Annotated in this window: 16 protein-coding genes and 1 pseudogene; 10 read left to right on the forward strand and 7 right to left on the reverse strand. The window is 30.5% G+C overall.

Translation table 11 applies throughout. The annotated features are described in order from the left end of the window. Nucleotides 1-27: 27 nt before the first annotated feature. The 4 genes from GQR97_RS17020 to GQR97_RS17035 form a co-directional block, all read right to left on the reverse strand. A complete protein-coding gene (locus tag GQR97_RS17020; RefSeq protein WP_158850583.1) occupies nt 28-933 on the reverse strand; it encodes a hypothetical protein in 906 nt (301 codons plus the stop codon). Nucleotides 934-938: 5 nt separating this feature from the next. Next, nucleotides 939-2,201 (reverse strand): ABC transporter permease, encoded by a 1,263-nt coding sequence (locus GQR97_RS17025; protein WP_158850585.1) that lies wholly within the window; start codon nt 2,199-2,201, stop codon nt 939-941. 2 nt (nt 2,202-2,203) lie between these two features. Beyond that, the gene (locus GQR97_RS17030; protein WP_158850587.1) at nt 2,204-2,596 is read right to left on the reverse strand and encodes a hypothetical protein; all 393 of its coding nucleotides are present in this window, start codon (nt 2,594-2,596) and stop codon (nt 2,204-2,206) included. 385 nt (nt 2,597-2,981) lie between these two features. Further along, on the reverse strand, nt 2,982-3,122 hold the full coding sequence (locus GQR97_RS17035) for a hypothetical protein (protein ID WP_158850589.1): 141 nt from the start codon (nt 3,120-3,122) through the stop codon (nt 2,982-2,984). Between the two features lie 384 nt (nt 3,123-3,506). On the opposite strand from GQR97_RS17035, the gene GQR97_RS17040 reads away from it, so the two are divergent. Continuing rightward, complete coding sequence (locus GQR97_RS17040; RefSeq protein ID WP_158850591.1) at nt 3,507-4,226, forward strand: hypothetical protein; 720 nt, start codon at nt 3,507-3,509, stop codon at nt 4,224-4,226. 138 nt (nt 4,227-4,364) lie between these two features. Here the strand turns inward: GQR97_RS17040 and GQR97_RS17045 are convergent, their stop codons facing one another. Together GQR97_RS17045 and GQR97_RS17050 are read right to left on the reverse strand one after the other, a co-directional pair. Then, nucleotides 4,365-5,324: a phospholipase D family protein gene (locus tag GQR97_RS17045; RefSeq protein WP_158850593.1), complete on the reverse strand. Its 960-nt coding sequence runs from the start codon at nt 5,322-5,324 to the stop codon at nt 4,365-4,367. A gap of 133 nt (nt 5,325-5,457) precedes the next feature. Further along, complete coding sequence (locus GQR97_RS17050) at nt 5,458-6,183, reverse strand: hypothetical protein (protein WP_158850595.1); 726 nt, start codon at nt 6,181-6,183, stop codon at nt 5,458-5,460. Between the two features lie 672 nt (nt 6,184-6,855). On the opposite strand from GQR97_RS17050, the gene GQR97_RS17055 reads away from it, so the two are divergent. The 5 genes from GQR97_RS17055 (at nt 6,856) to GQR97_RS19720 (ending at nt 11,610) form a co-directional block, all read left to right on the forward strand. Beyond that, a complete protein-coding gene (locus tag GQR97_RS17055) occupies nt 6,856-7,041 on the forward strand; it encodes a hypothetical protein (protein WP_158850597.1) in 186 nt (61 codons plus the stop codon). 54 nt (nt 7,042-7,095) lie between these two features. Continuing rightward, a complete protein-coding gene (locus GQR97_RS17060; RefSeq protein ID WP_158850599.1) occupies nt 7,096-8,604 on the forward strand; it encodes a NosD domain-containing protein in 1,509 nt (502 codons plus the stop codon). Nucleotides 8,605-8,866: 262 nt separating this feature from the next. After that, nucleotides 8,867-9,922, forward strand: a complete 1,056-nt coding sequence (locus GQR97_RS17065; RefSeq protein WP_158850601.1) for a T9SS type A sorting domain-containing protein — start codon at nt 8,867-8,869, stop codon at nt 9,920-9,922. Nucleotides 9,923-10,083: 161 nt separating this feature from the next. After that, nucleotides 10,084-10,563 carry a T9SS type A sorting domain-containing protein gene (locus GQR97_RS17070; protein WP_158850603.1) on the forward strand — a complete coding sequence of 160 codons (480 nt, stop codon included), beginning with the start codon at nt 10,084-10,086 and terminating at the stop codon, nt 10,561-10,563. 12 nt (nt 10,564-10,575) lie between these two features. Continuing rightward, nucleotides 10,576-11,610 (forward strand): hypothetical protein, encoded by a 1,035-nt coding sequence (locus GQR97_RS19720; RefSeq protein ID WP_199269877.1) that lies wholly within the window; start codon nt 10,576-10,578, stop codon nt 11,608-11,610. A gap of 174 nt (nt 11,611-11,784) precedes the next feature. Here GQR97_RS19720 and GQR97_RS19835 read toward each other — a convergent pair. After that, nucleotides 11,785-12,021, reverse strand: a pseudogene (locus tag GQR97_RS19835) (group II intron reverse transcriptase/maturase); the annotation flags it as partial. Nucleotides 12,022-12,637: 616 nt separating this feature from the next. On the opposite strand from GQR97_RS19835, the gene GQR97_RS17080 reads away from it, so the two are divergent. The 4 genes from GQR97_RS17080 to GQR97_RS17095 all read left to right on the forward strand — a co-directional run bounded on the left by GQR97_RS17080 (nt 12,638) and on the right by GQR97_RS17095 (nt 14,686). Next, the gene (locus GQR97_RS17080; RefSeq protein ID WP_158850605.1) at nt 12,638-13,270 is read left to right on the forward strand and encodes a hypothetical protein; all 633 of its coding nucleotides are present in this window, start codon (nt 12,638-12,640) and stop codon (nt 13,268-13,270) included. Nucleotides 13,271-13,279: 9 nt separating this feature from the next. After that, nucleotides 13,280-13,861 carry a hypothetical protein gene (locus GQR97_RS17085; RefSeq protein WP_158850607.1) on the forward strand — a complete coding sequence of 194 codons (582 nt, stop codon included), beginning with the start codon at nt 13,280-13,282 and terminating at the stop codon, nt 13,859-13,861. Between the two features lie 179 nt (nt 13,862-14,040). Then, the gene (locus tag GQR97_RS17090) at nt 14,041-14,418 is read left to right on the forward strand and encodes an integrase core domain-containing protein (RefSeq protein ID WP_158850609.1); all 378 of its coding nucleotides are present in this window, start codon (nt 14,041-14,043) and stop codon (nt 14,416-14,418) included. An 82-nt stretch (nt 14,419-14,500) separates the two neighbouring features. Continuing rightward, complete coding sequence (locus GQR97_RS17095) at nt 14,501-14,686, forward strand: hypothetical protein (RefSeq protein ID WP_158850597.1); 186 nt, start codon at nt 14,501-14,503, stop codon at nt 14,684-14,686. Nucleotides 14,687-14,722: the final 36 nt, after the last annotated feature.

The raw sequence follows: 14,722 nt of genomic DNA on the forward strand, positions 1-14,722 counted from the left end.
AACAAACATTAATTAATTGATTATAAACTAGTCTTTTAAAATAAAATCTTTAATTATTTTATCCATGTTTGCAGGTAAACTTGCTGTTTTAATTTCAAAATCTTTAACATTCATATTAGATAGCCAATCTTTCCAATATTTAAAAAGTACATCTTGCTCATAAGGGTTTTTATTATCAGGATTGATACCTAGCACCAAAACTTCCAAATCTTGTAAATTATCTTTAGTAGAAATAAACCCATAATTTTTATTTTCTATAATATCTTTCCACTTCGATGTATTCAATCTAAAACTTTTTACAACCTGCGGAGTTAAATAAGACGTTAAGTTTTTTTCTCTGAGTTTGGCATCTTTATGGTATAAATATCCATCTGTTAATACCACAAGAATATTTCTGTGATCTTTATCAATACAAAAATCTTCAACATTGGTTTTAAAAAACCCCCAAATATCTGAACCAACATAATGATTATCTTTAATTGCAGACTTGTATATCAACTTGGTAATACTGTCATACAATACAGAAGTTTGAGTGATATAATCTTTTTTCGCGTTATCCTTAGTGAAAGTCATATTTAGCATATTTATCTTTTTATTCAAATCGCTATCGGATGGCTCAGGATCAATATACAATTGTATATGATCGTTAATTTTAATACTTTTTTTGTTTCTCAAATGCCATTCAAAACTCTCCGCAATGGAATGTATATATCCTAAATCTCTTTCATAATACTCCATGGCAGGATTTGGATACTTGTCAGGATTTATACGATCTGACAAATCCAATAGTACACTGATGTTTAAATTAGTCCTATTTGAAGACAATTTAATACTTGGAGACGACTCTTTTTTTATATTTTCGGAACTAGATTTATCTTCTTTACAAGAATAAACTAAACAAAGGGTTATAAGTAATAAGTATATTGATTTCATGTTTTTTAATTTACTAATTTAAATAATTTGCCTTCAGAATCTTTACTATCGATATTGTGCTCCTGAAGATGTTTAAATTCTTCTCCTTTACATTTAGACAATAATTCTTCACGTCGTGTCAAAGCATCAAAATTATCTGTTATTGCTAAAAACCATCCTTTAACGTATTCTGCGTGAAAAGTTAAATAATGTTTATTCGAAAAAACGAATCCATCTATCGTACGTTGAAGATCATTTATTTTACCTTCAATCCCAGATATCTCCTCTTTTATTGGGATTAATTTACTTGAGAGCTTAGTAATGATAATTTCACAATTTTTAACATCTTCTCTTTTTGTTTTAATAAAAGATTTAATTTTATCAAAATTATCGTACTCCTTCATAATAAAGTCAAAGACCAATCCCCAAATAATATATACAATAAAACCAGCAAAAATAATCCCCCAAAACTCTACTGAATGAAATGCCGTTTCTAAATTAAAAACAGGAGAGTCAGGAGTTTTTTGAATTTCATAAATTTTATGTTCAATTTGATAGGCCAAAATAGCATCAAAAATAAAAGTAATGACAAACAGAATCAAAATTTTAAAATATGATGTCCAACTTTTATGTTTTTGAAACATATGTACTAAATAACCAAGTCCCATGAAAGCAAAAGGAATTGTAGCAATAAAAACACCTTCTAACCAACCTCCCTCAATTGCTTTAGATAATGACTTTCCATCAAAAATAGCAGATGCCAAATCGTCTGTATTGAAATTTTTAAAAAATGCCGAAAATGAAGCTGACATATAAAAAACCAATAAATAAAAAGTTATAGGAATCAAAACAATCAATCCTAAGTAAAATTGAGCCTTTGGTTTTTTATCAACCTCAAGTCCATATTTTTCAGGGTTTCTTTTTACTTCAACCATATCATTCTTGAAACCTGAGACCTTTTGCTCCTCATTAGAAATAGATTCTTCTATTAGAGCTAACGCTGTTTTTCGTTTTTTAAGATCTGTTTGCTGTTTTCCTTTTTCATCTAGATAAGGCGCTTTTAATTCAGTTTGCAACTTCTCATTTTCTCTACATTTACCTTTATACTCCATGTAAACGTTTTGCAAACAAGCTTTAAAAACCATATGATTCCCTTCCGCTTGTTTAGAAGATCCATAACCACTTTCAAAAAAAGTAATCTTAATTTTCTTGACATCATCGTCGTTGTACTTTTCTATTTTTTTAGGTTCTTTATTTTTAAGTGTAAATATTTTTTTTAGAGCTGTCATAATTATTCATTTATTAAACTAAGTAGTTCTTCTTTAGGTAAATTATTTTTTGCATGTTTTAAAAGAAATATAGAAAGTTCCTCTATATTCCCTTCTATAAATCCAAACTTAAGACAGTATTTTTTTAGAGTAACCTTTTCATCATCTGTAACAACATTATCCGCCCAAATCATTAAAGCTAAATCATATAAATATTCTATTCTTTCTTCGATAGAATCTGGTATTGTTGAATCATGTGATGGGTTCAATAAAATATTATCTAATTGCTCTCTCGTTAACCCTCGCTCTTTAGCAAAGTTATAGAGCATTTGCATCTCAAGTACATCAAAGTTATCATCAGCGAAAGCCATTTGATATAATCTTAAAAAGTGACTTTTTAATTCGGTTGTTATCATATTTTATTAATTTTAAGAATATTAAATTTATTTAATGGTCTAGTAATACTAAACTTTAAAACCTTGGTGCCTTCGATATCTCTTAATTCTTGCACCCATTTTTATCACAAGTGATTTTACTACTTGTATCTACCCAATGATCCTTATGGACAGAAGTATCTGTGCCGCATCTTGTACTTAATCCTTTATGTCCTTTATGAACTATTTGTCTTGGTTTGTGTTTTAATGCCATTATTTATCTTTTTTTAAAATTTCAACTCATCAAACTTAAAACTATTAATAAACAAACCTTTACGGGTTTCCGTAAAGGCTGTTAAAAATATCTTCCTACATTTACTCTAAATCAATATTTATTGAGATTTATAATAGAAAAATGAAATGGAAATTAGTCTTCTGATGGCGGTGGTGGCGGAATTGGACTATCATCTCCACAACAATTTTCCTCGTCTATTGAAACAGGAATAGCATCAGGAGTATTTGTTTGTGGAGTACAAGAAAAGATCACGACACCTAAAATAGCAGTCAATAATATTATATTAATATTTTTCATTTTATAATTCTTTAAGATTGGACAATAATTATGCTATCCGATATTTATCGGACTCTAACAGGTTTAGCTAAATAGCTATAATGAAGAGACGTCTCTCTATTTTGGGAAGTATGAAGGACTGAATTAGAGAAATAAAATTACTTCCCAGATGTTTTTACATCTCTAAATAGTTACTCCGTTTTGGAATCTAATCACAGTATTATAAATACTTGGTTTGAATTGATTCTGAAGCAAATCACGGAATATTTGAAAGAATGTTTAGGAAATTTAACGGAAGGCTTCTGGAAACTATTAGGAAATATTTTTCCTGTATTTTTCCAGGAAATTAATTAACTTATCAGGCTCATTATCAAATATTAAATGCATAAAATACTAATTTTAAAAGCTTTCAAGAAAGCTGAAGCGGAAAGAATACTACTAGGAGAAAAAAAACCTTCACTTATAAACAAAGCCGAAGACATTGCAGATTATGTCTTTCAGGAGGCAGGGTTTTCTCTGGGTGAAAGAAGTTATAGAGATTACAGAAAAGAGGCTGAAGCATTAAGAACTTCGGAAGATGATATTAATATAAAACAGCATAAAGTAGTTTGTGGTTTATTGAAATATCTAGAATATGATAATTATGAAGAGTTTAAGAAAGCAAATGACGCTACCGATAATAACAATCCTAATATAAAAGTTAAAAAGAAAACATCTTCTAAATTTGAGGTAAAACATAAAATAATACTGGTAATTATAAGTGTTTTAATTATTGGTTTTCTATCATTCAAATACTTTAATACACAACGTTGGATGAGCTGGGAAAACGATCATTATATAGAAACCAATTTTGATCCAGAAAATTATGAAGTGGGTAATTTAAAATTATATAATCCTGATAGAATTGCTAACTTTAGGAAAATCATCCCAAATTGCGATACCAAATTTTATACAGAAACAGGAAGTACGAATTTATGGTATGGTAAAAATGAAAATGGAGTTTTAGAGTATTTTACAGCTATTGGCAAACATCCAAAAACTGGAAAAACTCTAAAAGAAATTACTGATTATATGATAAAAAAGCATGTTTGTATAGATTAGTAATCTATACAAACATGCTTTTCTTAAGAGATATTAGATTACTGAAAAAAGAAAACCCTCACGAAATCCATAAGAGTTTTTCTTTTATAACTTTATGATTAAACAGACTCAGCAAAAAGCTGATTTTAAAATTGAAACCTATAATAACTCTGCTAAAGATTCTGGATAAACTATCCATTTTGTTCCTTTAGCATTTTCCCTATAATTTAATCCAATATTCAAACCTTCTTCAGAAATCACAGATTTATCTACAATGTAATTATTAGAAACCATAGTCTCTATAACATCATTAAACGATTTACCTTTTATTTTTCCTAGATTAGTTGCTGAAATCAATTTCCCTAACGCCTTACCTTGTGGCAAAATCTGTTCTTTCAGATTTGGTTCAATAACTATCGGTGCAGCTATAACCGTTTCTACTAAAATTGGCTCTTCTGAAATCTTTTGCAAATCAAACTCTTCTCGACTAAGCCTTTCTGTAGCTTTTTCCTCATTAACATAAGTTTCGTTCATGAAGTCGAATACACAACGTTTCGTGGGTAAATTTCCACTTAATAATTCATCTGTTAAATCCAAATTCGTTTCAGAACCTAAATAATCTTTTCCTAAAAATTTCTTTTTATAGTTCGGTCTCCTTATGTAAACAGTGTGATTATCACCAAGTATATTCATAGTTGCGTCCCATGCTTCTTTATCAATACCAGAACCACCAAACCTTGACGTCTCACTTATAACACCAAACTCAACATTATTTTTAAATGAATAATCATAGAGGTTAATAGAGGTTATAATACCTTTCTTCTCATTAGCATAATACTTTGCATGAAGTTTTGGTATATATATTATAGAAACATTTGGAAAATCTTTAAAATAATTAAGATCTTCCTTTTTCAGACTCCGTTGAGGATTCTTCTCATTTTTTCCGAATCCAATTATGATATGTAACTCAGAATTTTTTTTATGATTTTCAAAAAGTTCTTCTTTGAAATAATCATCTAATTTAATGTAAGGAGAAACGATTAAAAGATGTTTTTTTGCTTTATGGATTACATCATAAACCTCTTCGGTTAATTGGTTTCCTGTTATAAAATTTGCCATACTAAAATTTGGGGTTTTAATTAAAATTGTAAAGTAAAAAAAATAATCAAACTTTCACAAAATAATAAATTAAACTATCTTTTTAAGTTTATCATATCTCTTCTAAAGAGATTAAATAATCGAATTATAAGTTTTAATCTTCATCAAAAAAATACTCATGAATATCAATAACATCCCCTCTTCCCATTTGAACCAAATCTTTTGTTTCCTTTAAAAATATACCTAAAGACCTTTCGTTATAGACCAATTTCATTTCAGAAGAATAATCGGTTACGACATACATATCCCCTTCTAGTTTAAAAAATGGTACGATAAGTTTACTCTTAACTTTAATCCCTTTATTCACAACTTTACCTGACATTAACGTCTCTCTAAGTGAGGCTTCGTTCTTTTCTTCTGAAGATACTTTTACATAGGCAATCATCATTCTCATCCATTCAGCTGCATCAACGAGATACCATTTTATTTTTTCGAAATCTATACCGCTTTGATTAATCCAACCATGACTAGTAAACCCGAATAAAACTTGTTTTTTACCGTCTAAAATAGGATCCATACTAGGGTTAAATTCTTGTATTTTATATGTTATAACCGATGTTGCAGACATATCTTTTAACTTTTTACCGTTAAAAGAAAGTGTTTTTAAAGAAAAACTCTCTAATTCTGGATTATTAGCTAGAACCCATTGAGTTGCCGTTAATTCTGCCTGTTCCTTCATCTGTTCTACAGCAGCTATCCCTGCTCCAATTGCCAAGAGTCCACCTGCAACAGCGGCTACGGCTGCTCCATCTTTTTGAGCAGTTACTTGTTTGGGAATTAAAAATGTAATAACAATACCAAGTAATAATAGTTTTTTCATAATAAATTTGATTTCGGTTAGAGAAAGTGCTTAAATAAAACTTAAGCACGTTTTTATTTAATGATTTCTCAAACTTAGAATTTTTGCAGGAGGAAACTTTACGGTAAACCGTAAAACAGGAAATAATTGGAAAACTTTGATAAATAAGTTCCTTTTACTTTCTGAAATATTATATCGAATCTTAGTGGATTTATATTTATTGACAATCTATTCGAACTGTTGGTAAATTGGCGTCGAACCGTTGATGGACTATTCGAATCGTTGGTAAATGGGTGTCGAATCGTTGATGAACTATTCGAATCGTTGGTAAATGGGTGTCGAATCGTTGATGGACTATTCGAATCGTTGGTAAATGGGTGTCGAACCGTTGATGAACTATTCGAATCGTTGGTAAATTGGTGTCGAATCGTTGATGATCTATTCGAATCGTTGGTAAATTGGTGTCGAATCGTTGATGGACTATTCGAATCGTTGGTAAATGGGTGTCGAATCGTTGATGGACTATTCGAATCGTTGGTAAATGGGTGTCGAATCGTTGATGGACTATTCGAATCGTTGGTAAATTGATGTCGAATCGTTGATAGACTATTCGAATCGTTGGTAAATTGGTGTCGAACCGTTGATGGACTATTTGTTTTGTACAGACATATGTCTACATAATTATAAACAGTTATGTATAAAAATGACAAAGTAACCAAACGTTACTTAAAAGATGAATTCTTTCTCGATCAAACGTTTGTTAACGTAGGTTACGCCAAAAAAGCAGCAAGAAATGCAATTAAATTGTACGACCAAATAGGATTACATTTACCTTTAGACTATAAAATACCAAATATGCTATATCAATTATCAGCGTAAAACCAATTTTAACCTTTAGCCATATTTAAGGACAAGACATAAAACCCCAACAAAATGAATTTACCTAAACTCTCTTTCCTTTTCCTTTTTATAATAATGTCAAGTTACAACTTGAAAGCTACTAACTACTATGTATCAAATTCTGGCTTAAATTCAAATACAGGATTAAGCCAAAGTGATGCTTTTTTAACTATTCAACATGCTGCGGATCTTGTTATTGCAGGAGATACCGTTTTTGTAGAAAATGGTATTTACGTAGGTTTTGACTTAAGAAATGTAAGTGGCACAGCAGCAAATCCTATAGTTTTTATGGGAACTGGAAACAGTGTATTAATAAATCAAAGTGGTGCAATAAGAAACGATGGTATTAACATTGAGAATGCTAACTATATAATAATTGATAGCTTTATTGTTAACGATATGCTAGGAAATGGTAATGGAATACGAGTGGTGGTTTCTAATAATTGTATTGTTAGAAATTGTGCTTGCGACAATAATGCAGAACGAGGAATTTTTACAGCCTTTACAGACGATATTCTAATTGAATACAATGTTTGTACTAACTCAATCGATGAACACGGAATTTATGTCTCTAATAGTTCAGACAGACCTATAGTTAGGTATAATGAGTGCTATGGTAATAATAATGTTGGAATCCATTTAAATGGAGATTCATCTGCAGGAGGAGATGGAATAATTAGTGATGCCTTAATCTACGGCAACAATATTCATGATAATAATGGTGCTGCAGGAATAAATATGGATGGACTACAAAATCCTACAGTCTATAATAACCTTATATACAATAATCATTCCGCTCAAGGAATTTCACTTTTCCAACAAGATGGAGCCATTGTAACTAATGGAGCCAAAATATATAATAATACCATTATTGTTCCTTCTGATGGTAGATGGGGAATACTAGTTCAAAACGGAGCTAATATTAATACTGAAATCTATAATAACATCATCATTAATCAACATGCTTGGAGAGGCTGTATTGCTATAAATGATACTGCCATGTTTACAAGCGATAACAATATATTGAACGATAAAATGAGTAATAATGGAGATGGTTCTACTATTAGTTTAGCCGCATGGCAAGCATTAGGGTTTGACACAAACTCTCTATTGGCTAACGCCATGAATTCCATATTTGTTAACCCAACATTAAATGATTTTAATTTGGTAACAGAATCTCAGGCTATTGATGCTGGCACCAACCTTGTAAGTACAATAGTTACTTATGATATAAATGGAAATACAAGACCTACAGGAATAAATTATGATATAGGAGCTTATGAATTTGACAGTACTCTTTCTACAGATAACAATGCAACTATATTCAAAGGTATTGCCGTTTATCCTAATCCAACTAGTGGCATAATAAACACGAAAATTAAAAACTTAAATAATATTATTTTATATGATATAACAGGTCGTTTTATTAAAATGATTGAACCAAAATCAATGATTGATTTAACTGAATTACCAAATGGCATTTATCTATTAAAATTTATATCAAATGAAAGAGAGTTTATAACAAAAGTTATAAAGGAGTAATACAAAGTGAAAATTCGTAATTGAATAACTTAGCGTAAGAAAACTATATTTCAATAACATTTATACAGAAAACACTTGCGCAACAACACGTTTAAACGTATTATTGTGCTTTTAAGCGATTTTCACAAACTCAAAACTAACCTTACTTATGAAATATAAGCTACACTTTTAAATAATTCTCGCCATCATTCCGTTTTTATCAATTGTATAATCTAGGGATGTTGTTATCAAACATCAAGTACTAACAATTAAATTATTAGTAATGAAACAAATTTACATTTTAGCAATTTTAATTTTGAGCATAAATAAAATTAATGCACAATTAAATGATGTAGTTACAATAGGATTAAATACGCCAAATGGCATTATTCTTAATGGAAATGATTTATATATCTCTGAATATAGCGGAAATAAAATTTCAAAAATTGACATTACAGAAACAAATCCTGTTGTAACAGATGTAGTAACAGTCAATACTGCTTATGGAATAGCTCTTAATGGAAATGATTTATACATCGCTCAATATAATGAAAATAAAGTTTCAAAAATTGACATTACAGAAACAAATCCAGTTGCAATAGATGTAATAACAGGCTTAACTAGTCCTTCTGGACTTGTTTTTAACGGAAATGATTTATACATTGCTCAAGCTAATGGAGATAAAATTTCAAAAATTGACATTACAGAAACAAATCCAACTGTAATAGATGTAATAACAACAGGTATAGACGACCCTTATGGGCTTGTTATTAATGGGAACTATTTGTACATAGCCCAATATAGTGGAAATAAAATTTCAAAAATTGATATTACAGAAACAAATCCTGTTGCAATAGATGTAATAACTGGTTTAAATAATGCTGAAGGCATTGTTCTTAATGGAAATGATTTATATATTTCTGAATTTAGCGGAAATAAAATTTCAAAAATTGACATTACAGAAACAAATCCTGTTGCAACTGATATAATAACTGGTTTAAATAACCCTTCTGGACTTGTTTTTAACGGAAATGATTTATACATAGCAGAATTTAGTGGAAATAAAATTTCTAAGTATACAAACCTCACTTTATCAATTAACAATCACTCTTTAGAAAATGTAAAGACACTCAAAGTTTATCCTAATCCAACAACAAATTTTATTAAAATTACTAATTTAACTAAAGCTGAAAATTATGTAATTTATAATGTTTTAGGAATGGAAATAAATAGAGGTGCTACTTCCAACGATGAAAAAATCAATGTTCAAAACCTTACTAATGGAATATATTTTTTAAAACTTAATAATGGAAATACATTTAAGTTTATAAAAGAATAACGTTTGCTAACAACGTATAAAATTAATTGCTTGATGCGAGCCTGCTTACAAAAATCCTCGCGGATTTAGAGTGCACCTAACTTACCAAAGCCAACAGAAAAACTGAATAATAATAATAATAATAATAAAATTTTCACCTCTTAATTAAAACTTAACAGCTTATGAAACACAAAAATACAATAATGAGTACTGCGTTTATCATCTTAGGATTAGGAGGGCTAAGCGCACAAGAAACCATTCCAGCCTCTGGAGGAGATGCCTCAGGATCAAAAGGTTCATCTAGTTATACAGTTGGTCAAATGGTTTACACGACTAATTCAGGAAGTGGTTCTGTTACCCAAGGCGTACAACAAAGTATAGAGTTTTTTACCTTAAGTAACCCAGAATTGACTACCGTAAATTTAACAGCAATAACCTATCCAAATCCCACGTCTGATTATTTGGTGTTAGCTATAAGCGATGCCAAACTTACAGCATTAAGTTTTAAGCTTTACGATTTGCAAGGTCGAACAGTGGCACAAGGCCAAGTCAACCAATCTACCACACAAATAGATATGCAGAGTTTGGCTTTAGGCATTTATGTTCTTAAAGTAAACCAAAACAACCAAGAACTAAAAACGTTTAAAATCATTAAAGAATAAAATCAATTTATTATGAAAAAACTATACAAAATTTTAGTATTATTATTAATTACAGCAAGCACATTTGCCCAAGCCCCAGAAAGAATGAGTTATCAAGGTGTTATAAGAGACAGTGGAGATGCTTTAGTAACCAATCAAGTTGTAGGCATGCAAATAAGCATCTTACAAAGTAGTGCATCTGGTACAGCAGTATATGCAGAAACCCAAACCCCAACTACCAATGCAAACGGTTTAGCAACTTTAGAAATAGGTACAGGAAATACAATAGATGATTTCACAACGATAAATTGGGAAAACGGTCCTTACTTTATAAAAACAGAAATCGACCCAGAGGGAGGAACAAATTATACCATTACAGGTACAAGTCAGTTATTGAGTGTACCTTATGCTTTACACGCAAAAACAGCAGAAAATGGCATTACAACAGTACAGTCAGATGAAATAACAGCCAATAGTTTAAAAGTTGGTTATACCGAAGCATTAGTTTCTGCTAATACTGATGTTGCTGCCAATACTGTTAAAGTCGGTATTACATCTGGACAAGCCAGTGAAATTACAGCTAATACGGCCAAGGTAAGTTATACCGATGCAGCAGCAGTTGCATTGAATACAGCTAAAGTAGGTTATACAGAAGCTTTAGTTTCAGCTAATACTGATGTAGCTGCAAATACAGCTAAAGTAGGACTTCCATCTCAAACAGGACAGTCAGGCAAATACTTAACAACCAATGGTACTTCGCCTTCATGGAGTACAGTTGCTGGAGGAAGCCCTGCTGTAAGAACGATAAGTGCGAATACAACACTTGTTAATTCAGATGAAATTGTAATTATCAATGGAGCTTTTACTGCTACATTTCCATCTGCTCCTACAGATGGAATGAAATTAATATTATGTACTACAACTGGGGCTGCTGAAATCAATGGCAATGGCAAATCCTTATATGTTGCCCTTCAAGAATTTCCATCTCTAACATTTGCTGGTGCAAATTCAAACTTTTATATGTTTATTTATAGCAGCTCGATAGGTGGATGGATTGGAATGTATTAATAACAAAGAGTAAATACAAAAATAATTTCCGTGGAAATCCTAAACATTGGGTAATCGAGTAGACGGGTGACGACTTAAAAGTCGTCACTGCGCCTCTCTCACACCACCGTACGTACGGGTCTAGTATACGGTGGTTCACCAAATTGAAGTTTGCGTATTATTAATGTAATCTAACTACCTTTTTCGTTTAAATCTAGAAACTGTAATAGTAGTCTTTAAAATAGGACTTTGAGCAACTGCCCAACCTCCCATTCTTGTTCTACTCCAAGCATAGGCTTGTCCGATTTCTATACCTAGTTGAATGAGGTTTTTTCGTTTCCGCTTTAGCTTTTTCCAATCGTGCCAAATACAATAGCGTAACCGATTTCTTAACCACTCATCTAGCTTTTTAACTTTCGCATAGATGTTAGTTAAGCAGTATATAAAAAATTGCTAGTTTTAGCTTAACCAATGTGAGTTGCTTTGTTTGCTTGCATCTTATTTTTCCTTCGAAAAATCCTCGCACTCAAACACGCAACTTTCCATATACATAAACGTTTTAGGGAAGCCTACACTCAGACTTCAAAACGATTATAACATCGAAGAAGAAAAAGAAACAAAGAAATCAGAACTGAATGAAATCAAGCACTTCGAAAATAAGAACGTTGTCTAACAAAACCTATAAGTGATGTAAACTTTGGTGATAAATTAAGTGGTTTGTGTATATTTATAAAGTTCCCAAAATAAGTTTGATTTTGCTCTGAAATAAAAATTTTAAAACAAAAAAACTGCTTTTACTAAGTGCATGGTTGGAAATCCGTCGGATTTCTGCTCCGCTCTATTTGTCATAGCATGATTGTAAGCGCAACTCCAGTTTTCACATCTAAAATATTAAAGTGTGCTTTTGAAATATATTCAGAATCACACTTTTTTTTTGTAAAAAACTTAACATATAAGTAATAATTTGTTTACAATTAAGAATTTGGTAAATAATAACTTCGTTATTTGAGACTTAAATTATTAATCTTAAATAACATCATTTTTGAAAATGAATAAAATAATATTTACAACCTGTCTTCTACTAAGTTTATTTTCATGTAAAGAAAAAACAGATACTTCAACGTCAAACGCATATAAAAATGAAGACATTGAGACTATTGATAAACAAACAGCGACCCCAAAGTTTAGCGACCCTAATGGCTGTAGCCAATATACAACACTTTACGAAGCTTTACCGCATTTAGATACTTATAAAGGTATGGAGTTTCGCACCTTAGAATGTATGTTTGAAAAACAGAGCGAAACGGCTTCTTGGGCAAGTTTAAATACGTCATATTACGATCCTGAATCTACAAACAAAATGGAAGTAAACTTTTATGAAATTAATGGAGACGTTACTGTTGAAAGAGATGTGATTAATATGGTAAAAACTACTTATAATGAATTTACTAACATGGCCGATTTTTACAAAAGCAGCTTAACTATTTTTGAAAATGAATCTGTTAATATTATGGAATCCAATAGCGAAGATGAATACAGCTCTGCAACTTATTTATGTTCACATAAAGATAAATTTGCTCTTTTAATAAAAATTGAAATGTTGGGACAAATGAATTTAGAAAAAGTAGATTCATTTATTAAAGACTATTTACAAGCCATATCATCAAAACCAATGAACTAAAATATAAAAATGATAAAAAAATTTCTATTGGTATTTAGTGTGATTTTAGGTTTTGTTTCATGTAAGGAAAACACATCGAAACCGCTAGCTGAAAACATCTATCAAGAAGCGATAACCGGAGAAACAAAATTTCCAACAAGTGTTGTTAGTTGTAAAAAAAATAAGCACCTCTTTAATGCCATTCCTCATGTAGATAAAATAGCAGATTATACTTTTAAATACGTTGTCTGTGTTGGAAAAGTAATAGCTGTAAATTATAACCATCCCACAAATGAGTTTTATGAATTTCAACTTAGTGTTAAAGAATTAGGAGAAAATAAAGCCATGCTTCCATATATTAAATTGGGCTATAATACAGCCTCAAAATACAAACTGAACGGGAATGATATTAGTAGTTTACAAGTATTTGAAAACGCATTTTTAACAACTAAAAAGGAACAGAATTATAATGATGTTGCTTATAATGCTTCTTATAAAGACAAATACATTATTCAAATTGTAATTCGAGGAAAAGATTTATCAAACAAAGAACAAATTGATAATTTCTTGAAAGAATATTTAAAAGCCTTTAAAAAGGAATTTATGGTATAAAAAGTCCTAATTGATTCTCATATAGAAATGAGAATCAATTAAGAAATCTCATAAAAGATTTAAAAATCAATAGACCATAATCAAGTATGGGCTTCTGACATAACTTATATTAGAACTATAAATGGCTTTTGTTATCTAGCGCTTTTTACCGATATGTATTCACGTAAAATTGTGGGGGTATGATTTTAAGTAATAGACTGGAACTTAATGGATGCATTAGATCGCTTCAAAAAGCAATTTATCAGGCAAAGGTAACTAAGGGGGTTATTCATCATTCTGACAGAGGTATACAGTATTGCAGCAATCAATACACACAAATACTCAGAAGGAAAAAGATGGAAATAAGCATGACCGAAGAAAAGCATTGCTATGAAAATACCATGGCAGAACGTGTAAATGGAATTTTAAAACATCAATTCTATCTTGACCAGACCTTTACTAATGTGACTCATGCAAAGAAAGCAACCAAAAATGCAATTAAATTATACAACTCTAAAAGATTACATTTATCTTTAGATTATAAAACCTCAAATTATCTTCACCAAAATGCCCCTTAAATTTAATATTAACCTGTAGCCGTATTTTAGGACCTGACAATTTGCTTTGTACAGACATATGGCTACATAATTATAAACAGTTATGTATAAAAATGACAAAGTAACCAAACGTTACTTAAAAGATGAATTCTTTCTCGATCAAACGTTTGTTAACGTAGGTTACGCCAAAAAAGCAGCAAGAAATGCAATTAAATTGTACGACCAAATAGGATTACATTTACCTTTAGACTATAAAATACCAAATATGCTATATCAATTATCAGCGTAAAACCAATTTTAACCTTTAGCCATATTTAAGGACAAG

This window comes from Algibacter sp. L1A34, from assembly GCF_009796805.1.
Classification (GTDB): Bacteria; Bacteroidota; Bacteroidia; order Flavobacteriales; family Flavobacteriaceae; genus Algibacter.

Coding starts and splice junctions, on each gene's coding strand:
- GQR97_RS17050 (WP_158850595.1), bottom strand. CDS start 6,183: ATGAAAAAACTATTATTACTTGGTATTGTTATTACATTTTTAATTCCC.
- GQR97_RS17060 (WP_158850599.1), top strand. CDS start 7,096: ATGAATTTACCTAAACTCTCTTTCCTTTTCCTTTTTATAATAATGTCA.
- GQR97_RS17030 (WP_158850587.1), bottom strand. CDS start 2,596: ATGATAACAACCGAATTAAAAAGTCACTTTTTAAGATTATATCAAATG.
- GQR97_RS17020 (WP_158850583.1), bottom strand. CDS start 933: ATGAAATCAATATACTTATTACTTATAACCCTTTGTTTAGTTTATTCT.
- GQR97_RS17040 (WP_158850591.1), top strand. CDS start 3,507: ATGCATAAAATACTAATTTTAAAAGCTTTCAAGAAAGCTGAAGCGGAA.
- GQR97_RS17095 (WP_158850597.1), top strand. CDS start 14,501: ATGTATAAAAATGACAAAGTAACCAAACGTTACTTAAAAGATGAATTC.
- GQR97_RS19720 (WP_199269877.1), top strand. CDS start 10,576: ATGAAAAAACTATACAAAATTTTAGTATTATTATTAATTACAGCAAGC.
- GQR97_RS17055 (WP_158850597.1), top strand. CDS start 6,856: ATGTATAAAAATGACAAAGTAACCAAACGTTACTTAAAAGATGAATTC.
- GQR97_RS17080 (WP_158850605.1), top strand. CDS start 12,638: ATGAATAAAATAATATTTACAACCTGTCTTCTACTAAGTTTATTTTCA.
- GQR97_RS17045 (WP_158850593.1), bottom strand. CDS start 5,324: ATGGCAAATTTTATAACAGGAAACCAATTAACCGAAGAGGTTTATGAT.
- GQR97_RS17090 (WP_158850609.1), top strand. CDS start 14,041: ATGATTTTAAGTAATAGACTGGAACTTAATGGATGCATTAGATCGCTT.
- GQR97_RS17085 (WP_158850607.1), top strand. CDS start 13,280: ATGATAAAAAAATTTCTATTGGTATTTAGTGTGATTTTAGGTTTTGTT.
- GQR97_RS17065 (WP_158850601.1), top strand. CDS start 8,867: ATGAAACAAATTTACATTTTAGCAATTTTAATTTTGAGCATAAATAAA.
- GQR97_RS17025 (WP_158850585.1), bottom strand. CDS start 2,201: ATGACAGCTCTAAAAAAAATATTTACACTTAAAAATAAAGAACCTAAA.
- GQR97_RS17070 (WP_158850603.1), top strand. CDS start 10,084: ATGAAACACAAAAATACAATAATGAGTACTGCGTTTATCATCTTAGGA.